Genomic DNA, 26,144 nt, shown 5'->3' with positions numbered 1-26,144 from the left:
TTTAAAATGCAGAATATCATGGCCGAACAACAGACCTATTCAGACAACAGTTTGCTGCTGGACGCGCGCGAGCAGAATGTGCCTCGCGGGGTGGTCACCGCGCACCCGCTGGTGATTGAGCGGGCAAAAGGCAGCGAAGTCTGGGACGTCGAGGGCAACCGCTATCTCGACTTCGTCGGCGGTATCGGCGTGCTCAACGTCGGGCACAACCATCCGGCGGTGGTCAATGCGGTAACGCGTCAGCTGGGCCTGGTCTCCCACGCCTGTTTCCAGGTGGTGGCCTACCCGGGCTACATCGAGCTGGCGCAGCGCCTTAACCGGCTGGTGGGCGGTGGCGAGGCGTACAAAAGCGTCTTCTTTACCAGCGGCGCAGAGGCGGTAGAGAACGCGATCAAAATTGCCCGCTCGCACACCAACCGCTCCGGCGTCATTGCTTTCGACGGCGCATTCCACGGCCGCACGCTGCTTGGCGTCACGCTAACCGGTATGAGCCAGCCCTATAAGCAGAATTTTGGCCCGTTCCCGGCGGATATCTATCGCCTGCCGTTTCCTAATCCGCTGCACGGCGTAACGGAGGTGGATTGCCTGAAGGCGCTGGAACAGCTTTTCGCCGTGCAGATCGCGCCGGAGCGCGTGGCGGCGATCATTATCGAACCGGTGCAGGGCGACGGCGGCTTCCTGCCAGCCGGACCGGCGTTTATGCAGGCGCTGCGCCGCATTACCGAGCAGCACGGCATCGTGCTGATCTGCGATGAGGTGCAGACCGGCTTTGGCCGCACCGGCAAGATGTTCGCCTTCCAGCACCTGAATATCAAACCCGATCTGGTCACGGTGGCGAAAAGCCTCGGCGGCGGTTTGCCGATCTCCGGCGTGGTGGGCAAGGCGGCGATCATGGATGCGCCGACGCCGGGCGGCCTGGGCGGCACCTACGGCGGCAACGCGCTGGGCTGCGCGGCGGCGCTGGCGGTGCTCGATCTGCTGGAGCACGACAACCTGCTGGCGCGGGCGAATGTGCTGGGCGAACAGCTGCTGGCGCGGCTGCAGCTGCTGGCGGAGAAGTACGCCTGCATCGGTGACGTGCGCGGCCTCGGCTTTATGCTGGCGGTGGAGATCCTCGATTTTGAAACCGGCAAGCCGGACGCCGCGCTGACGCAGAAGATCCTCGACAGCGCCTGTCAGGAAGGGCTGCTGCTGATCAAATGCGGCGTTCAGCGCAATGTGGTGCGCTTCCTGGCGCCGCTGGTTACCACCGATTCACAGCTGGAGGAGGCGCTGCATATTTTCGATATTGCGCTGGCGCGCGCTACCGGTCGTCTGGGCTGACGCTATCTTCCTCATTGATATTGCTGGAATAATTATAATTTTTACTGATGGATAACGCGCGCGTTACCGCTGGCGCTGGCGGCGCAAAGCGTGTTATACCATCAGCACGTCCTGCACAATTGGTTAACAATGAGGGGTGGTATGAACGGCTTAATGAAACTTGACCGCATCGACATCAACATCCTGGTGCAACTGCAAAAAGATGGCCGTATCAGCAACGTTAATCTCGCCGATGCCGTGGGACTTTCGCCCAGCCCCTGCCTGCAGCGCGTCAAGCGCCTTGAGCAGGCGGGCTTTATCACCGGCTACGAAGCCCATATCAATCTCACCAAAATCACCGACTCGGTCACGGTCTTTACCGAAGTGACGCTCTCCGGCCATCGTCGCGAAGATTTTATGAAGTTTGAGAGCGCGCTGCGCGACGTGGACGAGCTGATGGAGTGCCATCTGATTACCGGCGGCTACGACTATCTGCTGCGTTTTATCACCCGCAGCATTGAGCACTATCAGGAAGTGATAGAAAAGATGCTGGATGCGCAAATCGGCATCGACAAATACTTCAGCTATATCGTGATCAAATCGCCGGTCATGAAGAGCAGCGTGCCGCTGCGCTCTCTGATTACCCGTCAGAATGATGTGCTGGGGGCGCTGTAGCTTTCAACGCGTGCTGGCTGAAATGGGATTAACCGTCTCTGACCTGGTACGCATCACCCTGACTAAGGTCGCCAAAGAAAAGGCGCTGCCTTTTGCTATGCGCATTCCCAATGACATCACAGCCAGCAGTATCGAAGCGAGTGAGCAAGGGAAAGGCGTGAAAAAAGCGAAAGATGAAAAGGATCTGTTTGACCAGTCAGGCATTTAGCAGGGCATCGCGACGAGAAGGAAACCTCATGGATAAGCAAAGGGAAATTGCCTACTCAAGCCAGTTCTACAAAGACGGAAGGGCAACTATAACGGCTACAGAGATGCGCATATTGAACCCGACTGGCTACTGATCGACAAAATCACAAATGAGCGAGTCAGGTTCGAAAGAACCGGCACGCACGCCGACCTGTTTTAACAAAGCGCCTCTCTCTGTTCAGCTCCGCAATGGGGCCTTATTAAGCCCGCAGCCAGCCTCTTTCACGCAGCATAAAATTTCTTTTCTACTCTTTTTTCACCGCATTTGACCGGTTCACCGCGTCTCTTCAGCCGCGTCGGCTGATGCCGCGCGCTTACTATAAGCCCATGTCGCCACAAGGAGTTATTTATGACCGCACCGATCATTGCCGACCATCTCTGGCAGCGCGACGATTTTACCCTTTCAACTAAACGAACGCGGCTGGATATGGACTGGATCCACCTCCAGCTTGCCGAGCGGTCTTACTGGGCGAAAGGGCAAACGCGCGCCGCCACCGAGCGGGCAATCGCCGCATCGCTGCCCTTCGGGCTCTATCACGTTGACGCGCAAATCGGTTTTGGTCGCCTGATTACCGACTACACCCGCTTCGGCTGGCTGTGCGACGTGATTATCGATGAGGCGTGGCGCGGACATGGCCTGGGCAGCTGGCTGGCAAGCTGCGTGCGCGAGCATCCGGAGCTGGCCACGGTGCGGCGCTGGATGCTGTCGACAAACGATGCCCATCAGCTCTACCAGCGGCTTGGCTGGCGCGTGGTGCAGGAGCCGCACAAGCTGATGGAATTCCCTCCCTCCTGACTCTGGAGTGACACAGATGCGTTACCGCGTTGGCGTGGATATTGGCGGATCCTTTACCGATTTCGCCGTGCTGGATCGGCAAACCAATCAGATCCATACCCTGAAAGTGCTGTCGCGGCCCGATGCGCCGGGCAGCGAAATTCTCACCGGACTGGCGCAGTTCGCCGAGCGCGATGGCCTGGATCCGGCAGAGATTGGCTACTTTACCCACGGCACCACGGTCGGCATCAACGCGGTGATCCAGCGGCGCGGCGTCCGGCTGGCGCTGTTCGCCACCGCCGGCTTTTGCGACGTGCTGGAGCTGGCGCGGCTGAAAATTCCCCATATCCACGATCTCTTCTCTCGCCGGCCCGCGCCGCTGATTAGCCGCGACCGCGTCTTCGCCATTCACGAGCGCACCGACCGCGACGGCAAGGTGCTGCAGCCTGTGGATCGCGGTAGCGTGCTGGCCGCTATTGAGGGCGCGCGCGCGGCAGGCTGTCAGGGCATTGTGGTGGCGCTGCTGCACAGCTATCGCAACCGGTGCAATGAGGCGGCGGTGAAGGCGATCGTCGAAGAGGTCGCGCCCGACCTGCTGACCTCCTGCTCCGCCGATATCTGGCCGATTATCCGCGAATATGAGCGCACCATCACCGCCACCATCAACGCCTACGTGCAGCCGATGGTGATTAACTATCTGGAGAAGTTTGAAGGCGCGCTGCGCGCCAGAGGCGTGACCACGCCGCCGCGCATCACCAAATCCAACGGCGGCGTGATGGGCGTCGAGCAGGCGAAGCGCGAATGCGTGCAGATGGTGCTCTCCGGCACCGCCTCGGGCGTGATTGGCGGCAGCTATCTCGCCAGCGCCTGCGGCTTCGACCGCATCCTGAGCCTGGATATCGGCGGCACCAGCGCCGATGTGGCGGTGATCGTTAACGGTGAGGTGGCGCAGGGCAACGGCGAGATCATCGGCGACTTCCCGATCTATATCCCGTCGGTGGCGGTGACTTCTGTCGGGCAGGGCGGCGGCTCGCTGGCGTGGATCGACGAGCAGGGCGTGATGCAGATGGGGCCGGAGAGCGCCGGTTCGCTGCCCGGCCCGGTCTGCTTCCAGCGCGGCGGCACCCAGCCGACCGCCACCGACGCGTTCGCCGCCTGCGGCATGATCGGCCATGGCGATCTCGGCTACCACGCCGTGCAGGTGGATGTCGCCGCTGCGCGCGCCGCCTGGCAGCCGCTGGCCGATCGCCTGGGCGTCTCGGTAGAGCAAACCGCCGAAACCGCCATCGAACTGGCGATCTCCAGCATGTACGGCGACACCAGCGGCCTGCTGTCGCGCTTCGGCCTCGATCCGCGCGAGTTCTGGTTTCTCGCCTTCGGCGGCGCCGGGCCGATGATGGGCTGTTTTCTGGCGCGCGAACTCAATATGAAAGGCGTTATCGTGCCGCCAACGCCGGGCGTGCTCTCGGCGCTGGGCGGGCTGGTGGCGGATATCCGCAACGACTTTATCCGCACGCTGTATGGCGATCTCAACGCGCAGCTGGCGGACCGGCTCGCCTCCGAAGCGGAGAGCCTGAGCCAGCGGGCGCAGGACTGGCTGGCGGCCGAGCACGGCAAGGCGCTGCCTTTTACGCTGCAGTTCAGCGCCGATATGCGCTATCGCGGCCAGTCGTTCGAAATCGACGTCCCGCTGGAGGCGGCGTGGCTGGCGAGCGCCGACGTGGCGGCGCTGCACGCGGCGTTCGACCAGCAGCATCACCTGCTGTTTGGCCACAGCGACGCCGCCGCGCCGGTGCAGCTTATCAACCTGCGGCTGGTTATCGCCTCGCCCACGCCGAAGCCCGCGCTGAATCGTCCTGCGGCGGCCAGCGGGCCGGTGCAGGTGGCGAAGCAGGTTCAGGCGTGGATAGACGGTGCCTTTCATCAGGTCGATCTGGTGCTGCGCGCGACGCTGCGTCCCGGCCATCGGCTGCGCGGGCCGGTTATCGTGGCGCAGGACGACTGCACCACCTGCGTGCCGCCGCGCATGCAGGTTGAGGTGGACAGCTTCGGCAATCTGTTAATTACCCCGCTGAGCGAGGAGACGTAATCGTGGCTATCGACGGACGTAATCTGCAAATACTCGCCAACTACTGCGCGGCGGCGGCCGACGCCATGGCCTTTACCCTGATGCGCACCGCGCACTCCACCTTTGTGAAGGAGACGGAGGATTTCTCCTGCCAAATCGTCAGCCGGGACGGGCTGGCGTTCGCCTCGCCGCGCAGCTTTGGCGCGCCCTGGTACAGCGGCATCGACTATGCGCCGGTGCTGACGCTGATCGACCACTACGACGAAGGCGACATCTGCATTACCAACGACGCCTATGCGGGCAACGTCGCCACCCATTCGCCCGATATTCATATCTGGAAGCCGGTCTTTTACCACGGCGAAATCCTCTGCTTTGTGGTCGGTCATATCCACAATACCGATATCGGCGGCGCGGTACCTGCCTCGCTGTCGCGCTCGCTGACCGATATCGTGCAGGAAGGCATTCGCATCCCGCCGCTGAAAATCATGCGCAACGGCGAGCTAAACGAGGATGTGGCGCGCATTTTGCGGCTTAACGTGCGCGTGCCGGAACAGAACTGGGGCGACTTTAATGCACAAATCGCCTCGGTCAACATCGGCGAACGCAAGATCCACGAGATTGTCGCTCGCTTCGGCGCGGCGGATTTCCTGCAGGGCGTCGAAGGCATCCTCGACTACGCCGAACAGCAGGCGCGCGCCATTATCCGCACCATTCCCGACGGCGAATATGTCTACGCCGATTACGCCGATGAAGATGGCGAAGGCGGCTATCCCTGCCGCATCGTCGTTACGCTGCGGGTGCGCGAAGAGACGCTGGAGCTGGACTATACCGGCAGCGATCCGCAGCTCGCCTCGTCGCTGAATATGCCGACCGGCGGGCGCGAGCGCCATCCGCTGGCGCTGGTGGGGGTGACCTATGTGCTCTCGACGCTGGACCGGCGGCTATTGCTGAACGCCGGCACGCTGCGCCCGACCCGCGCCATCCTGCCGCCGGGCACGGTGATGAACTGCGAAGCGCCCGCCGCCGTCGGCATGCGCTCGCTCACCTGCGCGCTGTCGCAAATCGCCACCGTCGGCGTCTTTTCGCTGGCGCTGCCGACGCGGCTTCCGGCGAACTCGCCGGGCGGCAACTCAATTATGAATATCCGCACGCTGGACGCGCGCAACCGTAGCGTGGTCGCCTCGCTCGGGCCGGTCGGCGGCGGCGCGGGCGGCACGCCGCGCCACGACGGACCGGACGGCTCGGGCGGATTGTCGGCGTTCCTGAAAAACACCCCGATTGAGATCAATGAAGCGGAGGTGCCCATCCGCTTCCTGCGCTACGGCCTGGCGGCCGACAGCGCCGGCGCCGGACGCTTTCGCGGCGGGCTGGCAACCGAAATGGCCTTTGAGATCTTCACGCCGGAAACCACTGTCACCGCGCGCAACCGCAACCGCTCGCTGTTCGTCTCGGCGGGCGCGGCGGGCGGCCGCGCGGGCGGGCTTTCTCATTTTCGCACCCTGCGTGACGGCAAGACGCTGGAGCACGGCAACCGCGACGTGATCCACTGCCAGCCGGGCGACGTGGTCGAGGTGCGCGGGCCAGGGGCGGGCGGCTATGGGCTGCCGTCGCAGCGCGACGTTGAGGCGGTGCTCAATGACGTGCGCTGCGGCTTCCTCAGCGCGGCGGCGGCGCGCGCGCAGTACGGCGTGGCGCTAGCGGACGGCGAGCTGGACGAGGCGGCGACGGCGCAGCTGCGCGCCGCGATGCCGCAGCAGGTCGAGGCGCATTTTCATCACGGCGCGGCGCGCCAGGCATTTGAGGCGATCTGGACGCCGGAGCGCTACCGTTCGCTTACCCTCTTTCTCGCCGCCGCGCCGATCAGCTGGCGTCATTTTCTCAAAACCGAGGTGTTTCGCGCCGTGGAGCAGGCAGGGGAAGCGGCGGATATGGCGCAAATATTCAGCGAGTTACGGCTGCGCTTTCCCGCATTAGCAGGCGAATAGGCCGGATTGTCGTCTACCCTTACTCTCTGACACGGATTATCACCGAGGGGACAACGATGAGCATGAAAACCAGCGATTTCTTTGTGCAACGGCTAAAAGCCTGGGGCGTGACCCGTATTTACGGCTATCCCGGCGACGGCATCAACGGCGTGCTCGGCGCCATTCAGCGCGCCAATGAGAAGGGCGACGGCATTGAATTTATCCAGGTGCGGCACGAAGAGATGGCGGCCTTTATGGCGGCCGGGCACGCCAAGTTTACCGGCGAGCTGGGCGTCTGCCTCTCGACCGGCGGGCCAGGGGCGACCCATCTGCTGACCGGCCTCTACGACGCCAAAATGGATCACGCGCCGGTACTGGCGATTGCCGGCCAGGCGGAGGTGACGGCACGCGGTGCCAGCTATCAGCAGGAGATGAACCTGGATCGCGTCTTCGCCGACGTCGCCAACTTTGTGCAGGAGGCGGCCGCGCCGGCGCAGGTGCGTCATCTGGTCGATCGCGGCGTGCGCATCGCCAAAGCGCAAAACGGCGTGGCGGTAGTGATCGTGCCGAAGGATATTCAGGACGAACCCTGGGAAGCGCCGAAGCATCTGCACGGCTTTACCCACTCCGGCCCAGGCTATCAGCGGCCGAAAGTGGTGCCTTATGAGGCTGACCTGCAGCGCGCCGCCGAGGTGCTCAACGCCGGAAAAAAAGTCGCCATTCTCATCGGTGCGGGCGCGCGCGGCGCGGCGGTGGAAGTGGTGCAGGCCGCCAACGTGCTGGCGGCGGGCGTCGCCAAGGCGCTGCTCGGCAAAGACGTGCTGCCGGACGACGCCCCCTTCGTCACCGGCTCTATCGGCCTGCTCGGCACCAAACCTTCGTGGGAGCTGATGCAGAACTGCGACACGCTGCTGATGATCGGCAGCGGCTTCCCCTGGACCGAGTTCCTGCCGGAAGAGGGCAAGGCGCGTGCGGTGCAGATTGATATCGACCCGGCGATGCTTGGCCTGCGCTATCCGTGTGAGGTGAACCTGCACGGCGACGCGGCGGAGACCCTGCGCGCGCTGCTGCCGCTGCTGGAGCATAAAGAGGACCGCAGCTGGCAGGAGAAGATTGCGGTGCAGGTGCGCGACTGGTGGAAAGTGATGGAGGATCGCGCCCACGCGCCTGCGAACCCGGTTAACCCGCAGCGCGTGGTCTGGGAGATGTCGCCGCAGCTGCCCGACAACGCCATCGTCACCTCCGATTCCGGCTCCTGCGCCAACTGGTTCGCCCGCGACTATCGCGTCAAGCAGGGTCAGCGCGCCACGCTCTCGGGCGGGCTCGCCTGCATGGGCGCGGCGGTGCCTTACGCCATTGCCGCGAAATTTGCCCATCCCGACCGACCGGTGGTGGCGCTGGTCGGCGACGGCGCGATGCAGATGAACAATATGGCGGAGCTGATCACCATTCAGAAATACTGGCAGCAGTGGCGCGATCCGCGCCTTATCGTCTGCGTCTTCAATAATCAGGATCTGAACCAGGTCACCTGGGAGCAGCGCGTCATGGAGGGCAATGCGCGCTTCGAGGCGACGCAGCAGCTGCCGGACGTGCGCTACGCGCAGTTTGCCGAGTCGCTTGGCCTGCAGGGCATCTTCGTCGACAACCCGGATGAGCTGGAAGATGCGTGGCGACGCGCGCTGAGCGCCGATCGTCCGGTGGTGCTGGAGGTGAAAACCGATCCGGAAGTGGCGCCGCTGCCGCCGCACATCACCTTTAAACAGGCGAAAGCCTTTATGAGCTCAATGGCGAAGGGCGATCGCGGCGCGGCGCAGATCATCAGCGACACCGCCAGCCAGCTGCTGCACAAAAAGTAACAGGCACGAAGCGTTAAGCGGCCCGGTCGCGGGCCGCTACGCTTACCCACTCTCTTTCCCCAGGCCGTTCGCGTCGGGGTTCAGGCGATTCGCCACCAATCAGTTTGGGAGTCACTCATGGCTACAGATAACAATCCGGTGTGGTTTATTTCAGGATGTTCGACAGGTTTTGGTCGCGAGCTGGCGCAGCAGACCATTGCGCGCGGCTTCAATGTGGTGGTGACGGCGCGCGACACCGCGAAAGTCGCCGACCTGGTGGAAGGCCACAGCAACGCGCTGGCGGTGGCGCTCGACGTCACACAGTCGCAGAGCATCGACGGCGCGGTCAGGGCGGCGCTGGAAAAATTCGGCACCATCGACGTGCTGGTGAATAATGCCGGCTACGGCTATCAGAGCTCGGTGGAAGAGGGTGAGGAGCAGGCGATCCGCGATCAGTTCGACGCCAACGTTTTCGGCCTGTTCGCCCTGACGCGCGCGGTGCTGCCGACCATGCGCCAGCAGCGCCGCGGCCACATCATCAATATTACCTCGGTGGCGGGCTTTATCGGCTTCGCCAGCTCCGGCTACTACTCCGCCAGCAAGCACGCGGTCGAGGGTTGGTCCGATTCGCTGGCGCAGGAGACCGCGCCGCTCGGCCTTCACGTCACCTGCGTTGAGCCGGGCCCGTTCCGCACCGACTGGGCTGGCCGCTCGCTGCATCAGACGCCGAGCAGGCTGCCGGAGTACGCCGACACCGCGGCGGCGCGCATGAAGGCGACCTCAGAATACAGCGGCACGCAGAAGGGCGATCCGGCGCGCGCGGCGCAGGCGATGATTGCCATTACCGAGCGCGATGATCCGCCGCGCCATCTGGTGATGGGCACCTGGGGCTACGACGCGGTGACGGCAAAGCTGAAAGAGCGGCTGGCGCAGATTGAAGCCTGGAAGCAGACCGCTGTCGACACCGATTTCCCGGAATAGCTGACAGGCGCGCTGGCTGCCAGCGCGCCTGTTTTAGCGCATCCAGTCGCCCAGCCGCTCAAGCGGCACCGCCTGGCTGAACAGATAACCCTGCAGCTGATTGCAGCCCGCGTCGGCCAGCGCGTTCATCTGTCCCGGCGTTTCGACCCCTTCCGCCGTCACCGTCAGCCCCATCGCATGTCCCAGCTTCACCACCGACTCGATAATCGCCACCGAATTCTCCGCCACCCCCAGCGACTGGGTAAAGGAGCGGTCGATCTTGATTTTGTCCACCGGAAAGGTGCTGAGATAGTTGAGGCTGGAGTAGCCGGTGCCGAAATCATCCAGCGCGATACGGAAACCGGCGTCGCGCAGCGCAATGATAATGGCGCGCGCCTCATGCTCATCCTCTATCAGCACTCCTTCGGTGATCTCCAGCTCAATCCGCTGGGGATCGCCGCCGCTTTCGCGCACGATCTCCACCATGCGCGCCACAAACCCCGTGGCGCGGAACTGCACCGGCGAGACGTTCACCGCCACCATCAAATCGGGAAAGCGCTGCTGCGTCAGGCAGGCTTCGCGCAGCACCCATTCGCCCAGCGGGATAATCAGCCCGGTCTCTTCGGCGATAGCGATAAAGTCGCCCGGCGGAATGGCGCCGCGCGTCGGATGATCCCAGCGCAGCAGCGCCTCGACGGCCACCATATTTTTGCCGTCAATATCCATCAGCGGCTGGTACCAGACCGCCAGGCCCTGATAGTTTTGCAGCGCGGCGCGCAGATCGGCGGCGATGCTTTGCCGCGTGCGGATCGACTCGTCCATCACCCGTTCAAACTGCCGGTATTTGCCGCGCCCGCTGCTTTTCGCCTCGTAGAGCGCGATATCCGCTTTGCGCACCAGCTCCTGACGATCGACCCCATCCTTCGGCGCCAGCACCAGCCCGATGCTGGCGCCGCTCCACACTTCGCTGCCAAACAGCGGAAAAGGCTGGCTGAGCGCGTCGAGAATACGCTGCGCCAGCGCCTCGACCTGTCCGATATTGTCCACTTCCGGCATCACCACAAGAAATTCGTCGCCGCCAATGCGCCCCACGGTATCGCAGGGGCGCATCAGGCTGGCGAGACGATGGGCCACGGCGATAATCAGCTCGTCACCGGCGTGATGGCCGTAGGTATCGTTGATGTTTTTAAAGCGATCGAGGTCAATCAGCATCAGCGCCACGCGCTGCTCGTGGCGCGTCGCCAGCGCCAGCGCCTGGGTCAGGCGATCCTCCACCAGCGCGCGGTTCGGCAGGCCGGTCAGCACGTCATGGAACGCCAGGTGCAGCGCCTGCGCTTCGCTGGCGCCGAGCTTCAGCATCGACTGCGACAGGTTAAAGGAAGAGGTCCAGAGCCGCCGCACCATATAGAGGCAGAGCAGCGTCACCACCAGCACGGCAATGCCGGTTGAGGGACCGATGGCGCGCAGCATCTCCGCGCCGGGCCGTGCTGGATCCCAGTTGATATAGCCGACCTCGCCGTCCGTCTGCGAGGTCAGCATAAAGCGCGCCGGCGCGACCGGCGGGGCGCCGGGGTCGGAGAAGTGCAGCCCCTTGAGCTGGCTGCGCTCCGCCAGGGCGGCGAGGAAGCCGTCGTCGAGATATTTCAGGCTCACCAGCATGAAGCGGGGCGCGGCCTGCGCCTCGCGGCGGATGGCACCCGTCGCCAGCGCCGCCACGCGTTCGTTGACGCGGGCGAGATCCGCCGCCTCCTGCTGCGCTGCTGCGCGTAGCTGCGCGCTGGCTAAAATCGCCTGCGCGCCAGCATCGCGCGCCGGATCGGTCAGCAGCACGCCGTTACGCCATGTCCGCACCGGTCGACGCGCCTCATCCAGCACCATAATCAGCTGGTGGCCGAACATCTCGTAGAGCCAGCGGCCGACATTATCATCCAGCCAGCGCAAATCGGGCTGCGCCGCGTCGAGATGCGTCTGCAGCGGCGTCCAGCGCGACAGGCTCTGCAGCTGGCGCTGATGTTCCGCCAGGCTCTGGGCAAAAGAGGCCTCAATCATGCGCTGCTGCTGCGCCTGCGCTTTCTGGTTAGTGATAGCGGTACTGAGAAAAAGGCCGGTTGCGGCGCCCGCCAGCGTCAGCAGCAGGATCGCCGCCAGCGGCAGCAGCACTTCACGAATAAAACTGCTGCGCAGGCCCGCGGAAAGTTTGGCGCTATTAATCATTTTGGTTTTTCACGTAGCAATGACATATCAGTTAATAGCCTGGCAGAAATCCCCCAGCCTGCACGCTGTCTGACGCGCAAGGTTGTTATTGATAACGCGCCAAAAATTGGGCCGCGCCGCGCAGGAGAAACCGTTCAGCAGCGTTAATTGATCGTGCCGCGTCTGGCCGCGCCTCTGTCTGACATTCATCGTCGCGTCACTGCACGGTCACCCTCCTGTCATCTACGCAGGTCAAGGTAGTGGCCAACACGCAGCCGGGCTCACCGCTGCGCTCCCCACTCAGTCAAGGTTGAGGATCTGTTCAAGATGGAGATATCCAGACATCCGACCACTGTTTACCAGGCCGTCGCCGCGCAGCTCGAGCAGGCGCTGCGGGAAAACTACCGCAGCGGCGACTATCTGCCCTCCGAACAGCAGCTGGCCGAGCGCTATGAGGTGAACCGCCACACGCTGCGGCGCGCGGTGGACGAACTGGTCAGTAAAGGTCTGCTGCAGCGCCGCCACGGCGTCGGCATTCTGGTGCTGATGCGCCCTTACGACTATCCGCTGCATGCGCAGGCGCGCTTTAGCCAGAACCTGATGGAGCAGGGCAGCCATCCCACCAGCGAACGGCTGCTGGCGGTGGTGCGTCCCGCCAGCGCCGACGTCGCCAGCGCCCTGGGCCTGGCCGAGGGCGACAGCGTCATCCATCTGCGCACCCTGCGCCGGGTTAACGGCGTGCCGGTCTGCGTAATTAACCACTTTCTGCCCGATCTGCGCTGGTGGCCGACGCTGCAGCGCTTCAGCAGCGGTTCGCTGCACGACTTTTTGCAGCAGCACGGCGGCCACCAGCTGACGCGCAGCCAGACCCGCATCAGCACGCGCCGCGCGCAGGCCAAAGAGTGCCGCCTGCTGGAGATTGCGCTGCACGCCCCGCTGCTCTGCGTGCGCACCCTGAATAAAACCCGCGACGGCGCCGTGGCGGAGTACTCCGTCAGCCTGACGCGCGGCGACATGATCGAACTGACCCTGGAGCACTGATGGAAAGCTTAACGCAACGACAGCAGTGGCTGTCGGTACTGGCGCACAGCAGCGCTCCGGCGCTGGCGCAGCACTGGGAGGCGCTGCGCCTCGCGCCGCGCTTCTCGCTGATCCGCCCGGCGGAAATCGGCCTGACGCGGCTGATGGCGCGCATGGGCGCCAGCGGCAAGCGCTTTGTGATGGGCGACGCCACCGTGACGCGCGCCGTGGTGCAGCTTGAGGACGGCACGCTCGGCTACAGCTACGTGCTGGGGCGCGACAGGGCGCACGCCGAACGCTGCGCCCTGATTGACGCGCTGTTGCAGCAGCCGCAGACCCACGCGCTGCTGACGGAACAAGTGATAACGCCGCTGGCGGCTCTGCGCGAGGAGCAGCGCCAGCTGCGCGCGCGGGAAGTCGCCAGCTCGAAAGTCGATTTTTTTACGCTGGTTCGCGGAGATAACTGATGACATTACTGGCGAGTTTTAACCATCCGGTGGCCGATGCGCAGCGCGCCTTCCGCCGCATTCTGAAAGCGATGAGCGAGCCGGGCGTGATGGTCTCGCTGCCGCTGGCGCAGGGCTGGGGCGCGCTGTCGCCCGCCGCGACCGCGGTGCTGCTGACGCTGGTGGATCAGGAGAGCCCGCTCTGGATCGAGCCGCAGGTCGATAATGAGATCCTGCGCAGCAACCTGCGCTTCCACACCGGCGCGCCGCTGAGCGAGAGCCGCGACGCGCCGTTTGCGCTGAGCCATGCCGCCAGCAGCCCGCGCCCGGCTGACTTCGCCGCAGGCGACAACCTCGCCCCGGAAAAGAGCACCACGCTGATTATTGAGGTGCCGTCGCTCAACGGCGGGCTGACGCTGCGCCTGTCAGGCCCGGGCCTGCGCGAGTCGCGCGCCATCGCGCCGCAGCTGCCGGAAAGCGTGCTGGAGTACCTGCGCAACCGTCCGCATCCGTTTCCCCAGGGCGTCGATCTGATCTTTACCTGCGGCGAAGCGATGATGGCGCTGCCGCGCACCACCGACGTGGAGGTGTGCTGATGTACGTCGCGGTGAAAGGGGGCGAGAAGGCGATTGCCAACGCCCATCAGCTACAGGCGGACCTGCGGCGCGGCGCGCGCGACGTGGCGGAGCTGGGCTGCGATCAGGTGGCGCAGCAGCTCGGGCTGGCGGTCGATCGCGTGATGACCGAGGGCGGCATCTACGATCCTGAACTGGCGGCGCTGGCAATCAAACAGGCGAGCGGCGATTTAGTGGAGGCGATCTTCCTGCTGCGCGCCTACCGCACCACGCTGCCGCGCCTGGCCGACAGCGCGCCGCTGGCGACCGGCGAGATGCGCCTCGAGCGCCGTATCTCCGCCGTCTATAAAGATCTGCCGGGCGGCCAGGTGCTCGGCCCGACCTTTGACTACAGCCACCGCCTGCTCGACTTTACGCTGCTGGCCAACGGCGAGGCGCCCGCCGCGCCGCGCGGCGACGAGGCGCTGGCGTCGCGCTGTCCGCATATGTTCGCCATGATGAGCGATGAAGGGCTGGCGGCGCAGGAGATTGACGACGGCAGCGAGCCGGTGGATATCACCCGCGAGCCGATGGGCTTTCCGGCGACGCGCGCGGCGCGCCTGCAGCAGCTGGTGCGCGGCGACGAGGGCTTTTTGCTGGCGCTCGGCTACTCCACCCAGCGCGGCTACGGCCGCACCCACCCCTTCGCCGGGGAGATCCGCACCGGCTACCTCAGCGTCAGCATCTGCCCGGAAGAGCTGGGCTTTGAGCTGGAGATCGGCGAACTGCTGCTGACCGAATGTGAAATGGTCAACGGCTTCACCACCCAGGGCGAGGCGGCGCCACACTTTACCCGCGGCTACGGCCTGGTGTTCGGCCGCGCCGAGCGCAAGGCGATGGCGATGGCGCTGGTGGATCGCGCGCTGCAAACCCGCGAGCACGACGAACGCATCACCAGCCCGGCGCAGGACGAAGAGTTCGTGCTGGCGCACGCCGACAACGTCGAGGCCGCCGGCTTCGTCTCCCACCTCAAACTGCCGCACTACGTCGATTTTCAGGCGGAGCTGGCGCTGCTGAAGCAGCTGCGTGCGGATTATCAGGAACCAGGCGATGAGTAAACTGAGCGGCTTTAACCCGGGCTATCTCGACGAGCAGACCAAGCGCGCTATCCGCCGCGCCATCCTGAAAGCGGTGGCGATCCCCGGCTATCAGGTACCGTTCGCCGGACGCGAGATGCCGATGCCCTACGGCTGGGGCACCGGCGGCATTCAGATCACCGCCAGCGTGATTGGCGACGCCGACGTGCTGAAGGTGATCGACCAGGGCGCGGACGACACTACCAACGCGGTGTCGATCCGTCGCTTTTTCCAGCGCGTCAGCGGCGCGGCGACCACCGAGCGCACCCGCGACGCCACGCTGATCCAGACGCGCCATCGCATCCCGGAGACGCCGCTGAAAGAGGATCAGATCCTGATTTTCCAGGTGCCGATCCCGGAGCCGCTGCGCTTTATCGAGCCGCGCGAAACCGAAACCCGCACCATGCATGCGCTGGAGGAGTATGGCGTGATGCAGGTGAAGCTCTACGAAGATATCGCGCGCTACGGGCATATCGCCACCACCTACGCCTACCCGGTAAAGGTCAACGATCGCTATGTGATGGACCCGTCGCCGATCCCGAAATTCGACAACCCGAAGATGCATATGATGCCCGCGCTGCAGCTGTTCGGCGCGGGCCGTGAAAAGCGCATTTATGCGCTGCCGCCCTTCACCAGAGTCGAAAGCCTCGACTTCGAGGATCACCCCTTTAGCGTGCAGCAGTGGGATGCGCCCTGCGCCCTGTGCGGTTCGCGCCACAGCTATCTCGACGAGGTGGTGATGGATGACCAGGGCACGCGCCTTTTCGTCTGCTCCGACACCGATTTTTGCCACCAGCAGCAGGAACAGCAACATGCAGAGTGAACAGCCGCTGCTTGCGGTCAACAACCTGACGCATCTCTATGCGCCGGGTAAAGGCTTCGAAGCCGTGAGCTTCGATCTCTATCCCGGCGAGGTGCTGGGCATCGTCGGGGAATCGGGCTCCGGCAAAACCACGCTGCTGCGCAGCCTCTCGGCGCGCCTGACGCCGCAGCAGGGCAACATTCTCTACAACCAGCGCGATCTCTATGCGCTGTCGGAGAGCGACCGCCGCCGCCTGCTGCGCACCGAATGGGGCGTGGTGCATCAGCACCCGCTCGACGGGCTACGCGCGCAGGTCACGGCGGGCGGCAATATCGGCGAGCGGCTGATGGCGGTGGGCCATCGCCACTACGGCGACATCCGCGCCCAGGCGAGCCGCTGGCTGCAGGAGGTGGAGATCGCCGCTAACCGCATCGACGATCTGCCCACCACCTTTTCGGGCGGCATGCAGCAGCGACTGCAGATCGCCCGCAACCTCGTCACTCAGCCGAAGCTGGTGTTTATGGACGAGCCGACCGGCGGCCTGGACGTCTCGGTGCAGGCGCGGCTGCTCGATCTGCTGCGCACCCTGGTGCGCGAGCTGAACCTGGCGGTGATTATCGTCACCCACGATCTCGGCGTGGCGCGCCTGCTGGCGCACCGGCTGCTGGTGATGAAGCAGGGTCGCGTAGTGGAGAGCGGCCTGACCGACCGCGTGCTCGACGATCCGCACCACCCCTACACTCAGCTGCTGGTCTCATCGGTGCTCAACTCATGACGGACAATTCCATGAACAGACGACTGCGCGTCGAGAATCTGTGCAAAACCTTTGTGCTGCATAATCAGGGCGGCGTCGAGCTGCCGGTATTGCAGAACGCCTCGCTTGACGTGGCGGAGGGCGAAGTGGTGGTGCTGCACGGCCGCTCCGGCAGCGGCAAATCGACGCTGCTGCGCGCGCTCTACGGCAACTACCAGGCCAACAGCGGTCATATCTGGCTGCGTCACGACGGCGAGTGGGTCGATATGGCGCACGCCCCGGCGCGTCAGATGCTGGCGATGCGCCGCGACACCCTCGGCTGGGTCAGCCAGTTTCTGCGCGTGATCCCGCGCGTGCCGACGCTGGAGATCGTGATGCAGCCGCTGCTGGAGCGCGGCGTGGCGCGCCCCTTTTGCGAGAAGCGCGCGAAAGAGCTGCTGACGCGGCTCAACGTGCCGCCGCGCCTCTGGCCGCTGGCGCCCGCGACCTTCTCCGGCGGCGAGCAACAGCGCGTCAATATCGCGCGCGGCTTTATCGCCGACTACCCGGTGCTGCTGCTGGATGAACCGACCGCCTCGCTGGATAAAGCCAATAGCGCGGCAGTGGTGGAGCTGATTGAGCAGGCGCGCGCGCGCGGCGCGGCCATCGTCGGCATTTTTCACGATGAGGCGGTGCGCGAGCGGGTGGCGGATCGCCTGCACGTCATGCAGCCGCTCAACAGCGGAGTGGAAGCATGATTATTAATAATGTCCAGCTCATTCTGGAGAACGAGCGGGTGACGGGATCGCTGGAGATGCGCGACGGCCTGATCGCCAGCTTCAGCGAAACCCCGAGCCGCCAGCCCGGCGCGCTGGACGGCGAGGGCGGCTATCTGTTGCCCGGCCTGGTGGAGCTGCATACCGACAACCTGGATAAGTTCTTCGCGCCGCGGCCGAAGGTGGACTGGCCCGCCCACTCGGCGATGAGCAGCCACGACGCGCTGATGGTGGCCAGCGGCATTACCACGGTGCTGGACGCCATCGGCGTCGGCGACGTGCGCGACGGCGGCCATCGTCTCGATAATTTGAGCAACATGATCGACGCCATCCGCGACAGCAACCGCAAAGGGCTGAACCGCGCCGAACACCGGCTGCACCTGCGCTGCGAGCTGCCGCATCACGCCACGCTGCCGCTGTTCGAGGCGCTGATGGGCACGCCAGAGCTGTCGCTGGTGTCGCTGATGGACCACTCGCCGGGCCAGCGCCAGTACGCCTCGCTGGAGAAGTACCGCGAATATTACCAGGGCAAATACGCGCTCAACGACCAGGAGATGGATGCCTTTGAGCTGGAGCAGCTGACGCTGGCGGCGCAGTGGTCGCAGCCGAACCGTCAGGCGATCGCCGCGCTCTGCCGCGCGCGCCACATCGCCATCGCCAGCCACGACGACGCCACCGAGGCGCACGTTGAGGAGTCGCACGGCGTCGGCAGCGCCATCGCCGAGTTTCCCACCACGCTGGCGGCGGCGCGCGCCTCGCGCGCCAGAGGAATGCAGATCCTGATGGGCGCGCCCAATATCGTGCGCGGCGGCTCCCACTCCGGCAACGTCGCGGCCTGGGCGCTGGCGGCGGAGGGGCTGCTCGATATTCTCTCCTCCGACTACTATCCAGCGTCGCTGCTCGACGCGGCGTTTCGTCTTGCCGCCGACGAGCGCAACCCGCTGACGCTGCCGCAGGCGGTGGCGCTGGTGACGCGCAACCCGGCGCGCGCGCTCGGCCTTGCGGATCGCGGCGTGATTGCCGAAGGGTGCCGCGCCGATCTGGTGCTGGCGCACACCGACCACGGTCATCCCCATATTTGTCACGTCTGGGCGCAGGGCAGGCAGGTCTACTGATGGCGCGCCTGATCTGGCTTATCGGGCCGTCAGGCTCGGGCAAAGACAGCCTGCTCAACGCGCTGCGCGACGCGCCGCCGCTGAATCTGCTGATCGCCCATCGCTACATCACGCGCGCGGCCGACGCGGGCGGCGAGAACCATATCGCCCTGACTGAAACGGAGTTTGCGCGCCGCGCGGCGCAGGGGCTGTTCGCCCTGCGCTGGACGGCGCACGGCCTGCACTACGGACTCGGGCTGGAGCTTGATCTCTGGCTGGCACGCGGCCACGACGTGCTGGTCAACGGCTCGCGCCATCATCTGCCGCAGGCGCAGGCTCGCTACGGCGCGCGGCTGCTGCCGCTCTGCCTGACGGTGTCGCCGGAGGTGCTGGCGGCGCGTCTGCGCCAGCGCGGGCGGGAGAGCGAGAGTGAGATTGCGCAACGGCTCGATCGCGCCGCGCACGCCCCGCCGCCGGGCTGCCGCCTGCTGAACAACAACGGCGCGCTGTCGCACACCCTGCTGCAGCTGCGCCAGCTGCTGGAGCCGCTCTCATGAAGCTGACCTTTCTCGGCACCGGCGGGGTCACCGCCGCGCCGCTTTTCGGCTGCGACTGCGCCGCCTGCCTGAGGGCGCGCGGCGACAGGAAACGGCAACGCGCGCCGTGCAGCGCGCTGATCGAGGCGGGCGGCGAGCGCATCCTGCTCGACGCCGGGCTGCCGCTGCTGGCGGAGCGCTTCGCCCCCGGCGAGCTGTCGCGCATACTGCTGACCCACTACCACATGGATCACGTGCAGGGGCTGTTCGCGCTGCGCTGGGGCGTGGGCGAGGCGATCCCTGTCTGGGGGCCGCCGGACGAGCGGGGCTGCGACGATCTCTTTAAGCATCCCGGCCTGCTCGATTTTCGTCCGTCGCTGACGCCCTTCGTGCCCCATCTTTTCGGCGCGCTGCAGGTGACGCCGCTGCCGCTGCAGCACTCGAAGCTGACGCATGGCTACCTGTTCGACTGGCACGGCGCGCGGCTCGCCTGGCTGTGCGACACCTGTGGTCTGCCGCCCGAAACCGACGATTTTCTCACCGGCCAGCGCATTGATGAGCTGGTGATCGACTGCAACGATCCGCCGTCTCCCGCCGCGCGCAACCATAACGATGTGACGCGCGCGCTGGCGATCGTCGACCGGCTCACACCGCGTCGCGCCTGGCTGACCCATCTGTCACATCAGATGGATAACTGGTTAGCAAACAATCCGTTGCCCGCGTCCGTATCGGCGGCGGCCGACGGGCTGACGCTGTCGCTGAGCGCGGACGACCCTGTCACCGTTTGATCACCTTCCTGTCATCAGAGAGTCATCCCGCCGGGCCGTAATAGGCGTCAACTTACCCCTTGTCAACGCATACGGAGTGAATCATGGCACAGGCACTGTTAAGAACGGTGGTGGATAACAGCAGCGCGCCGCTTAGCCAGACCGGAGAGAAGGTGCTGTCGGTGCAGGGGCTGGGCAAGCGCTGGGGCGAGAACCGCGTGCTGGAGAATGTCAGTTTTGATCTGCATGCGGGAGAAATGGTCGCCGTGATCGGCCGCTCGGGCGCAGGCAAATCGACGCTGCTGCATATGCTGAACGGCACCATCGACGCCTCGGAAGGCGCGGTATACAGCCTGCGCGACGGCGAGGTGCAGCGCAATCTGCTGGCGCTGAACAGCCGCCAGCTGCGCCAGTGGCGCAGCGAATGCGGCATGATTTTTCAGGACTTCTGCCTGGTGCCGCGCCTTGACGTGCTGACCAACGTGCTGCTCGGCCGTCTCAGCCAGACCTCGACGCTGAAATCCTTTTTTAAACTTTTCTCCGACGGCGACCGCGCCCACGCCATCGAACTGCTGCAGTGGATGAATATGCTGCCGCAGGCGCTGCAGCGTGCCGAGAACCTGTCGGGCGGGCAGATGCAGCGCGTGGCCATCTGTCGCGCCCTGATGCAGAACCCAAAAATCCTGCTGGCCGATGAGCCGGTGGCGTCGCTCGATCCCAAAAATACCAAACGCATCATGGATGTTCTGCGCCAGGTGAGCGAGCAGGGCATCAGCGTGATGGTAAACCTGCATTCGGTTGAGCTGGTGAAAAGCTACTGTACGCGCGCGATCGGCATTCAGCGCGGCAGGGTGCTGTTCGACGGCCATCCGGCGCACCTGACCGACAGTCTGCTGCAGCAGCTGTACGGCGATGAAATCAATCAGCTTCACTAACTCCCACGGCAAGAGAAAAACCTCGAATGAAACTGACTTTATTAGCCTTACTCACCAGCGTAATGACCTTTGGCGTGCACGCGGCGGATGCGCCGAAAACACTGAATCTGGGCATTCTCGGCGGGCAGAACGCCACCCAGCAGATTGGCGATAACCAGTGCGTGAAGGACTTTTTTGATAAGGCACTCAACGTTGATACGAAGCTGCGCAACTCCTCCGACTACGCGGGCGTGATTCAGGGGCTGCTGGGCGGCAAGATCGATATGGTGCTGAGTATGTCGCCCGCCTCCTACGCCTCCGTCTATCTGCAGGATCCTAAAGCCGTGGATATCGTGGGCATCCTGGTGGACGACAAAGATGGCTCAAAAGGCTACCACTCGGTGGTGATCGTGAAAAACAGCAGCCCCTATAAGAAGCTGGAAGATCTCAAGGGCAAATCGTTCGGCATGGCCGATCCCGATTCGACCTCTGGTTTCCTGATGCCAAACCAGGCATTTAAGAAGCAGTTCGGCGGCAGCGTCGATGACAAGTACAACGGCTTTTTCTCCAGCGTTACCTTTTCCGGCGGCCACGAGCAGGACATTCTCGGCGTGCTGAACAACCAGTTCGACGGCGCGGTCACCTGGAGCTCGCTGGTGGGCGACTACAACAGCGGCTACAGCGCCGGCGCTTTCGGTCGTTTGATCCGCATGGATCACCCCGATCTGATGAAGCAGATCCGCATCATCTGGCAGTCGCCGCTGATCCCGAACGGCCCGCTGCTGGTGAGCAACAAGCTGCCAGCCGATTTCAAACAGAAAGTGGTCGAGACGATTAAGAAGCTGGATAAAGAGCAGCACGCCTGCTTTGTGAAGGCCGTCGGCGGCGCGCAGCATATCGGCCCGGCGTCGGTAGCGGACTACCAGAATATTATTGATATGAAGCGCGACCTGGCGAAAGGCCAGCGCGGCTAAGGTCGATACGGGTATCTCTTTTCTGAAGAGAGATACTCGTGATTTAGCCTCTCTGCGGTTTTTTACCTCTTGCAGGAATCTTCTTTTGACTGACTTCGAACGCTACTACCAACGCATCCGCCGCCAGCAGAAACGCGACACGCTGATTTGGTCGCTGCTGCTGGTCACGCTCTACCTGCTGGCTGGCAAAATGTCAGAGTTCAGCCTGACGACGCTCTGGGCGTCAATGCCGCACTTCTTCGACTACCTGTGGGAAACGCTGCCGGTGCTGCATTTTTCCACGCTGTTCGACAGCGTAAAAACAGAAGGATCGCTCGCTTACTGGGGCTATCGCCTTCATTTTCAGCTGCCGCTGATCTGGGAAACGCTGCAGCTGGCGCTCGCCTCCACCATCGTGGCGGTGTGCATCGCCGCGGTGCTGGCCTTTTTCGCCGCCGACAACACCAAAACCCCGGCAAGCCTGCGCGTGGCTATTCGCGCCGCCGTCGCCTTTTTACGCACCATGCCGGAGCTGGCCTGGGCGGTGATGTTCGTGATGGCGTTCGGCATCGGCGCCATCCCCGGCTTCCTCGCGCTGGCGCTGCACACCGTCGGCAGCCTGACCAAGCTCTTCTATGAAGCGATTGAGAGCGCCTCCGATAAGCCGGTGCGCGGCCTGGCCGCCTGCGGCGCCAGCAGGTTCCAGCGCATGCGCTTTGCGTTCTGGCCGCAGGTGAAGCCGATCTTTCTCTCCTACAGCTTTATGCGGCTGGAGATTAACTTTCGCTCCTCGACCATTCTCGGGCTGGTGGGCGCGGGCGGCATCGGCCAGGAGCTGATGACCAATATCAAACTCGATCGTTACGATCAGGTCAGCATCACGCTGCTGCTGATTATCGTGGTGGTATCGCTGCTGGACAGCTGTTCCGGCCGGCTGCGCCGCCGCGTCGTGGAGGGTTCCGCATGATCGCGCTGGCACCGGATATTGACAAAATCAGGCGGGAAAACCCGGCGCTGTTCGCCGCGCAGAAGCGCTATCTGCGTCGGCTTGCGCTGGCGGGGGCCGCTATCCTGCTTTACTACCTGTTCTTTTTTGCGTTTTACGGTATCGAGTGGAGCCGCGCCGTGCTGGGCGCGCAGCAGCTCGGCCGCTATTTTCTGCGCATGTTTGTCTGGCACGATTTTATGCACTGGCCGTTCGGCTACTACTTCTCGCAAATCGGCATTACGCTGGCGATCGTTTTCGCCGGCACCCTGACCGCATCGATTATCGCGCTGCCGCTGTCGTTTTTCGCCGCGCGCAACGTGATGCACGTCCGCGCGACGCGGCCAATCGCCTGGGCGGTGCGTCGCCTGCTCGATCTGCTGCGCGGCATCGATATGGCGATTTGGGGGCTAATATTCGTCCGCGCCGTCGGCATGGGGCCGCTGGCGGGCGTGCTGGCGATTGTGATGCAGGATGTCGGCCTGCTGGGCAAACTCTACTCGGAAGGGCACGAGGCGGTCGAGCGCTCGCCGAGCCGCGGCCTGAGCGCGGTGGGGGCCAACAGCCTGCAAAAGCATCGCTTCGGCATCTTTACCCAGTCGTTTCCCCATTTCCTGGCGCTTAGCCTCTATCAGATCGAATCCAATACCCGTTCGGCGGCGGTGCTGGGTTTTGTCGGCGCGGGCGGCGTCGGGCTGGTTTACGCCGAGAATATGCGCCTGTGGAACTGGGACGTGGTGATGTTTTTAACCCTGATCCTCGTGGCGGTGGTGATGATCATGGATGCGCTCTCCAGCCGCCTGCGCAAGCGCTATATCAGCGGGAAGCCGGTGCCGCTCTGGCAGCCTGCCGCGCGCGACTAAGCCGTTCGCTGCGCTGCCAGGCGCGCGCCAGCGCCTGCGCCAGCTGCGCGCCTTGCCAGGGTTTCGCCAGCCGTTCGCACAGCGGCAGCGCCACCGGCTGCAGGCGCAGATCCTGACCGCTGATCAGCAGCGTCGCCAGCTGCGGCCACTGCTGCTGCGCCTGGCGGATCACCTCGGCGCCGTTCAGGCCGCCGGGCAGCATCAGGTCGCTGATCAGCAGATCGATATCGGGCGTCTGGCGCAGCAGCGCCAGCGCCTCTTCGCCGCTGGCGCACTCCAGCGTGACGTAGCCGAGCTGGTGCAGATGCTCGCAGAGCGTCTGGCGCACCGCCGGTTCGTCATCCAGCACCAGTACCAGCTTGTCGCGCGGCGTCGGCGGGGCGACCGGCTGCGCCGGCGAGGAGGATGCCGCGCTTTCAGGCGCGCGCGGCAGCAGCAGGCGCACGGTGGTGCCCTGTCCGGGCGCGGTGTCGATCTCAATCTGGCCGCCCGACTGCCGCACGAAGCCATAGACCATCGACAGCCCCAGCCCGCTGCCGCTCCCGGTCTCTTTGGTGGTGAAGAAAGGCTCGAATACCTGTTCCCGCACCTCCGGCGTCATGCCGCACCCCTGGTCGATTACCTCAATGACCACGCGTTCCCCTTGCTCGTGACGCTGGCTGGCGATACGCAGGCGGATCTCGCCGCTTTTCTGCTGCATAGCGTCGCGCGCGTTGACCACCAGATTCATCAGCGCGTTCTCCAGCTGGCTGGCGTCGATCCAGGCGAGCCAGCCGGGCCGCTGCGCCTCGACCGTCAGGCGCTGGCCGGGCAGCAGCGAATGCTGCAGCAGGTTTTGCAGTTCGTCCACCAGCTGCGTCACCGAGACGGCGCGCGGATGCAGCGCCTGCTTGCGCGAAAAGGCGAGCAGGCGCTGGGTGAGCAGGGCGGCGCGATCCGCCGCCTGACGCGCGCGTTCGATGCGGCTCGCCAGGCTGCCCGGCGGCAGCTGGCCTTGCGTCAGCGCCAGGCTGCCGATGATTACCGCCAGCAGGTTATTGAAGTCGTGCGCGATGCCGCCGGTCAGCTGGCCGACCGCCTTCATCTTCTGGCTGTGCAGCAGCGCCTCTTCCAGCGCCTTGCGCGCGGTGCGCTCCAGCACGGTGTTGACGATGCCGCGGCGCGGCACCGGGCTGAAGCGCAGCTCCAGCGTTCGCCCATCCGCCAGCCGCACCTCCTGCGGCTCGCCCGGATGCTGCAGATCTACGCCCACTTGCCTCAGCAGCTGGCGATAGTGCAGGCCGCGATGGAGCGCCTCGCCGGAGAGCCCCAGCAGCTGCGGATATTGCGCATTCCACACCACCAGCTGGCCCTGGTTGTCGAACAGCGCGAAGCCGTCGCGCATGGCGAGGAAGGTGGATTCCAGCTGGCTGCTCTTCTCCTTCAGCAGGCGCGAGGTATGCGCCAGCGACGCGGTATTGCGGGCAAAGACGTTAAAGGCGCGCGCCAGATCGCCCAGTTCGTCGCCCCGCTGCAGGCCCGGCACTGAAACGTGCTTTTCTCCCTGCGCCAGCCGCGTCATGGCGTCGGCGATGGCGGTCAGGCTGGAGCCGAGGTTGCGGTAGATATAGATCCCGGCATAGCCGGTGATCGCCAGCGCCAGCAGAGCAAAGAGCGCGATAAAGAGGATCACCGAGTTGAGCTCGCGATGGGTCTCCATGCTGCGCATTTCGCTCTGCTGCGCCACCTGCTGCACGCAGGCGGTGATGTCGTCATTGAGCGCCGCCACCAGCGCCTTGATGCGGTAGGTGGAGTAGGCGATAGCGAGATCGTTCTCCGCCAGACGATCAGCCAGCGGCCGCAGCGACTGCTGGGTGGCGATCAGGCGCGCAATTTTCTCATCCAGCACCGCCTCGCCGGAATCGGGCCGCCACGCCGTCATCACCTGCTGCAGCTGGTCGACCACCGCGACCGGGGACGGCGTGCGGATCGCCGCCGCCAGCAGCCGCTCGGTCTGCTGACGCAGCGCCGCAGTCGGGCCGCGCTGCGCGGTGAGCTGGTTGATATGATCCAGCAGCAGCTGCGACTGCCACAGGCCGCTGAGCAGCGCGTTGCGCTGCAGGTGACGCTGATGGCCGTTGATCAGCAGCTGCGTAATGGTCTGCTCCAGCATCAGGCTGCGCGCGCGGATGCGCGCTACCCGCGCCGTCTGGCGCGCCGCGAGCGGCGCCGAGGCGAGCAGCGTCAGCGACTGCTGCAGCGCCTGCTGGTTTTGCTGCAGCCGCTGCGATTCGCTTTGATACTCCAGCGCCCCCACCACCTGCGACAGGCGCACCGCCGCGGTGGCGACGCTGGCGGTATCGCGCGCCAGCGCCAGGCTGGCGCTCATATCGCTCAGGGTCTGCGCCTGCGCCTGCTCCTGAATGCGTCCGGCATGGCGAAAACCGAGTATCGCCACCGCGCTCACCATCAGCGTGACGCAGACCACCAGCAGATTAAACAGCAGCAGGCGGCCACGCGCGCCCGCCTGCCAGGGATGTTGATGCCGCATACCGCGCCTCCGCGCCC

General features: G+C 64.6%; 23 protein-coding genes and 2 pseudogenes. 23 read left to right on the top strand and 2 right to left on the bottom strand.

Translation table 11 applies throughout. The features are described from left to right. The first annotated feature begins 6 nt into the window (after positions 1–6). The 9 genes and pseudogenes from gabT to Q9R34_RS07780 all read left to right on the top strand — a co-directional run bounded on the left by gabT (position 7) and on the right by Q9R34_RS07780 (position 9,846). A complete protein-coding gene (gene gabT, locus Q9R34_RS07820) occupies positions 7–1,323 on the top strand; it encodes a 4-aminobutyrate--2-oxoglutarate transaminase (RefSeq protein WP_434122994.1) in 1,317 nt (438 codons plus the stop codon). Positions 1,324–1,464: 141 nt separating this feature from the next. Then, on the top strand, positions 1,465–1,977 hold the full coding sequence (locus Q9R34_RS07815) for an Lrp/AsnC family transcriptional regulator (RefSeq protein WP_033749932.1): 513 nt from the start codon (positions 1,465–1,467) through the stop codon (positions 1,975–1,977). Between the two features lie 10 nt (positions 1,978–1,987). Further along, positions 1,988–2,185, top strand: a pseudogene (locus Q9R34_RS07810) (type II toxin-antitoxin system RelB/DinJ family antitoxin); the annotation flags it as partial. 78 nt (positions 2,186–2,263) lie between these two features. Beyond that, positions 2,264–2,383 (top strand): annotated as a pseudogene (locus Q9R34_RS07805) (type II toxin-antitoxin system mRNA interferase toxin, RelE/StbE family); the annotation flags it as partial. 189 nt (positions 2,384–2,572) lie between these two features. After that, on the top strand, positions 2,573–3,019 hold the full coding sequence (locus tag Q9R34_RS07800) for a GNAT family N-acetyltransferase (RefSeq protein ID WP_434122995.1): 447 nt from the start codon (positions 2,573–2,575) through the stop codon (positions 3,017–3,019). Positions 3,020–3,035: 16 nt separating this feature from the next. Beyond that, positions 3,036–5,087 (top strand): hydantoinase/oxoprolinase family protein, encoded by a 2,052-nt coding sequence (locus Q9R34_RS07795; protein WP_485893025.1) that lies wholly within the window; start codon positions 3,036–3,038, stop codon positions 5,085–5,087. A 2-nt stretch (positions 5,088–5,089) separates the two neighbouring features. Further along, positions 5,090–7,051, top strand: a complete 1,962-nt coding sequence (locus tag Q9R34_RS07790) for a hydantoinase B/oxoprolinase family protein (protein WP_485893024.1) — start codon at positions 5,090–5,092, stop codon at positions 7,049–7,051. A gap of 56 nt (positions 7,052–7,107) precedes the next feature. Continuing rightward, positions 7,108–8,886 carry a thiamine pyrophosphate-requiring protein gene (locus Q9R34_RS07785; RefSeq protein WP_485893023.1) on the top strand — a complete coding sequence of 593 codons (1,779 nt, stop codon included), beginning with the start codon at positions 7,108–7,110 and terminating at the stop codon, positions 8,884–8,886. A gap of 117 nt (positions 8,887–9,003) precedes the next feature. Beyond that, positions 9,004–9,846 carry an oxidoreductase gene (locus Q9R34_RS07780; RefSeq protein WP_485893022.1) on the top strand — a complete coding sequence of 281 codons (843 nt, stop codon included), beginning with the start codon at positions 9,004–9,006 and terminating at the stop codon, positions 9,844–9,846. A 33-nt stretch (positions 9,847–9,879) separates the two neighbouring features. Here Q9R34_RS07780 and Q9R34_RS07775 read toward each other — a convergent pair whose 3' ends face one another. Continuing rightward, positions 9,880–12,039, bottom strand: coding sequence for a putative bifunctional diguanylate cyclase/phosphodiesterase (locus tag Q9R34_RS07775; RefSeq protein WP_485893021.1), 2,160 nt, complete (start codon positions 12,037–12,039; stop codon positions 9,880–9,882). A 306-nt stretch (positions 12,040–12,345) separates the two neighbouring features. On the opposite strand from Q9R34_RS07775, the gene phnF reads away from it, so the two are divergent. The 14 genes from phnF to phnE (Q9R34_RS07705) all read left to right on the top strand — a co-directional run bounded on the left by phnF (position 12,346) and on the right by phnE (Q9R34_RS07705) (position 23,597). Beyond that, positions 12,346–13,059 (top strand): phosphonate metabolism transcriptional regulator PhnF, encoded by a 714-nt coding sequence (gene phnF, locus Q9R34_RS07770; RefSeq protein ID WP_485893020.1) that lies wholly within the window; start codon positions 12,346–12,348, stop codon positions 13,057–13,059. Beyond that, positions 13,059–13,505, top strand: coding sequence for a phosphonate C-P lyase system protein PhnG (gene phnG, locus Q9R34_RS07765; protein WP_485893019.1), 447 nt, complete (start codon positions 13,059–13,061; stop codon positions 13,503–13,505). Before phnF ends, phnG begins: the two co-directional genes overlap by 1 nt. Beyond that, on the top strand, positions 13,505–14,080 hold the full coding sequence (gene phnH / locus Q9R34_RS07760) for a phosphonate C-P lyase system protein PhnH (protein ID WP_434123004.1): 576 nt from the start codon (positions 13,505–13,507) through the stop codon (positions 14,078–14,080). The genes phnG and phnH overlap by 1 nt, the downstream gene beginning before the upstream one ends. Beyond that, positions 14,080–15,156, top strand: a complete 1,077-nt coding sequence (locus Q9R34_RS07755; RefSeq protein WP_434123005.1) for a carbon-phosphorus lyase complex subunit — start codon at positions 14,080–14,082, stop codon at positions 15,154–15,156. Before phnH ends, Q9R34_RS07755 begins: the two co-directional genes overlap by 1 nt. Next, positions 15,149–15,997: an alpha-D-ribose 1-methylphosphonate 5-phosphate C-P-lyase PhnJ gene (locus Q9R34_RS07750; protein ID WP_485893018.1), complete on the top strand. Its 849-nt coding sequence runs from the start codon at positions 15,149–15,151 to the stop codon at positions 15,995–15,997. The genes Q9R34_RS07755 and Q9R34_RS07750 overlap by 8 nt, the downstream gene beginning before the upstream one ends. Beyond that, positions 15,987–16,751: a phosphonate C-P lyase system protein PhnK gene (phnK, locus tag Q9R34_RS07745; protein ID WP_434123007.1), complete on the top strand. Its 765-nt coding sequence runs from the start codon at positions 15,987–15,989 to the stop codon at positions 16,749–16,751. The genes Q9R34_RS07750 and phnK overlap by 11 nt, the downstream gene beginning before the upstream one ends. A gap of 11 nt (positions 16,752–16,762) precedes the next feature. After that, positions 16,763–17,467: a phosphonate C-P lyase system protein PhnL gene (gene phnL, locus Q9R34_RS07740; protein WP_485893017.1), complete on the top strand. Its 705-nt coding sequence runs from the start codon at positions 16,763–16,765 to the stop codon at positions 17,465–17,467. Continuing rightward, complete coding sequence (phnM, locus tag Q9R34_RS07735) at positions 17,464–18,600, top strand: alpha-D-ribose 1-methylphosphonate 5-triphosphate diphosphatase (protein ID WP_434123010.1); 1,137 nt, start codon at positions 17,464–17,466, stop codon at positions 18,598–18,600. Before phnL ends, phnM begins: the two co-directional genes overlap by 4 nt. Continuing rightward, complete coding sequence (gene phnN, locus Q9R34_RS07730) at positions 18,600–19,136, top strand: ribose 1,5-bisphosphokinase (RefSeq protein ID WP_434123011.1); 537 nt, start codon at positions 18,600–18,602, stop codon at positions 19,134–19,136. The genes phnM and phnN overlap by 1 nt, the downstream gene beginning before the upstream one ends. Continuing rightward, the gene (phnP, locus tag Q9R34_RS07725; RefSeq protein ID WP_485893016.1) at positions 19,133–19,903 is read left to right on the top strand and encodes a phosphonate metabolism protein PhnP; all 771 of its coding nucleotides are present in this window, start codon (positions 19,133–19,135) and stop codon (positions 19,901–19,903) included. Before phnN ends, phnP begins: the two co-directional genes overlap by 4 nt. Positions 19,904–19,986: 83 nt before the next feature. Then, positions 19,987–20,817, top strand: coding sequence for a phosphonate ABC transporter ATP-binding protein (phnC, locus tag Q9R34_RS07720; RefSeq protein ID WP_485893015.1), 831 nt, complete (start codon positions 19,987–19,989; stop codon positions 20,815–20,817). Positions 20,818–20,843: 26 nt separating this feature from the next. Then, complete coding sequence (phnD, locus tag Q9R34_RS07715) at positions 20,844–21,770, top strand: phosphonate ABC transporter substrate-binding protein (protein ID WP_434123014.1); 927 nt, start codon at positions 20,844–20,846, stop codon at positions 21,768–21,770. Between the two features lie 85 nt (positions 21,771–21,855). Beyond that, on the top strand, positions 21,856–22,716 hold the full coding sequence (gene phnE, locus Q9R34_RS07710; protein WP_485893014.1) for a phosphonate ABC transporter, permease protein PhnE: 861 nt from the start codon (positions 21,856–21,858) through the stop codon (positions 22,714–22,716). Further along, positions 22,713–23,597: a phosphonate ABC transporter, permease protein PhnE gene (gene phnE / locus Q9R34_RS07705; RefSeq protein ID WP_485893013.1), complete on the top strand. Its 885-nt coding sequence runs from the start codon at positions 22,713–22,715 to the stop codon at positions 23,595–23,597. Before phnE (Q9R34_RS07710) ends, phnE (Q9R34_RS07705) begins: the two co-directional genes overlap by 4 nt. Here the strand turns inward: phnE (Q9R34_RS07705) and Q9R34_RS07700 are convergent. Further along, positions 23,551–26,127 (bottom strand): ATP-binding protein, encoded by a 2,577-nt coding sequence (locus tag Q9R34_RS07700; protein ID WP_485893012.1) that lies wholly within the window; start codon positions 26,125–26,127, stop codon positions 23,551–23,553. The genes phnE (Q9R34_RS07705) and Q9R34_RS07700 overlap by 47 nt on opposite strands. Positions 26,128–26,144 lie beyond the last annotated feature (17 nt).

The sequence above is a fragment of the Enterobacter sp. BRE11 genome (genome assembly GCF_031844285.1).
In the GTDB taxonomy this organism is placed as follows: domain Bacteria; phylum Pseudomonadota; class Gammaproteobacteria; order Enterobacterales; family Enterobacteriaceae; genus Pantoea.
Note: the sequence above shows the minus strand (reverse complement) of the source record. Positions and strands in the feature narration are given on the sequence as shown.

Excerpts from the sequence above, each read along its gene's own strand:
- Q9R34_RS07750 (WP_485893018.1), top strand. The coding sequence starts at position 15,149 with ATGAGTAAACTGAGCGGCTTTAACCCGGGCTATCTCGACGAGCAGACC.
- phnG (WP_485893019.1), top strand. The coding sequence starts at position 13,059 with ATGGAAAGCTTAACGCAACGACAGCAGTGGCTGTCGGTACTGGCGCAC.
- phnL (WP_485893017.1), top strand. The coding sequence starts at position 16,763 with ATGAACAGACGACTGCGCGTCGAGAATCTGTGCAAAACCTTTGTGCTG.
- phnH (WP_434123004.1), top strand. The coding sequence starts at position 13,505 with ATGACATTACTGGCGAGTTTTAACCATCCGGTGGCCGATGCGCAGCGC.
- phnF (WP_485893020.1), top strand. The coding sequence starts at position 12,346 with ATGGAGATATCCAGACATCCGACCACTGTTTACCAGGCCGTCGCCGCG.
- Q9R34_RS07755 (WP_434123005.1), top strand. The coding sequence starts at position 14,080 with ATGTACGTCGCGGTGAAAGGGGGCGAGAAGGCGATTGCCAACGCCCAT.
- phnN (WP_434123011.1), top strand. The coding sequence starts at position 18,600 with ATGGCGCGCCTGATCTGGCTTATCGGGCCGTCAGGCTCGGGCAAAGAC.
- Q9R34_RS07800 (WP_434122995.1), top strand. The coding sequence starts at position 2,573 with ATGACCGCACCGATCATTGCCGACCATCTCTGGCAGCGCGACGATTTT.
- phnE (WP_485893013.1), top strand. The coding sequence starts at position 22,713 with ATGATCGCGCTGGCACCGGATATTGACAAAATCAGGCGGGAAAACCCG.
- Q9R34_RS07700 (WP_485893012.1), bottom strand. The coding sequence starts at position 26,127 with ATGCGGCATCAACATCCCTGGCAGGCGGGCGCGCGTGGCCGCCTGCTG.
- Q9R34_RS07795 (WP_485893025.1), top strand. The coding sequence starts at position 3,036 with ATGCGTTACCGCGTTGGCGTGGATATTGGCGGATCCTTTACCGATTTC.
- phnP (WP_485893016.1), top strand. The coding sequence starts at position 19,133 with ATGAAGCTGACCTTTCTCGGCACCGGCGGGGTCACCGCCGCGCCGCTT.
- phnK (WP_434123007.1), top strand. The coding sequence starts at position 15,987 with ATGCAGAGTGAACAGCCGCTGCTTGCGGTCAACAACCTGACGCATCTC.
- Q9R34_RS07780 (WP_485893022.1), top strand. The coding sequence starts at position 9,004 with ATGGCTACAGATAACAATCCGGTGTGGTTTATTTCAGGATGTTCGACA.
- Q9R34_RS07785 (WP_485893023.1), top strand. The coding sequence starts at position 7,108 with ATGAGCATGAAAACCAGCGATTTCTTTGTGCAACGGCTAAAAGCCTGG.
- phnC (WP_485893015.1), top strand. The coding sequence starts at position 19,987 with ATGGCACAGGCACTGTTAAGAACGGTGGTGGATAACAGCAGCGCGCCG.
- phnM (WP_434123010.1), top strand. The coding sequence starts at position 17,464 with ATGATTATTAATAATGTCCAGCTCATTCTGGAGAACGAGCGGGTGACG.
- Q9R34_RS07775 (WP_485893021.1), bottom strand. The coding sequence starts at position 12,039 with ATGATTAATAGCGCCAAACTTTCCGCGGGCCTGCGCAGCAGTTTTATT.
- gabT (WP_434122994.1), top strand. The coding sequence starts at position 7 with ATGCAGAATATCATGGCCGAACAACAGACCTATTCAGACAACAGTTTG.
- Q9R34_RS07815 (WP_033749932.1), top strand. The coding sequence starts at position 1,465 with ATGAACGGCTTAATGAAACTTGACCGCATCGACATCAACATCCTGGTG.
- phnD (WP_434123014.1), top strand. The coding sequence starts at position 20,844 with ATGAAACTGACTTTATTAGCCTTACTCACCAGCGTAATGACCTTTGGC.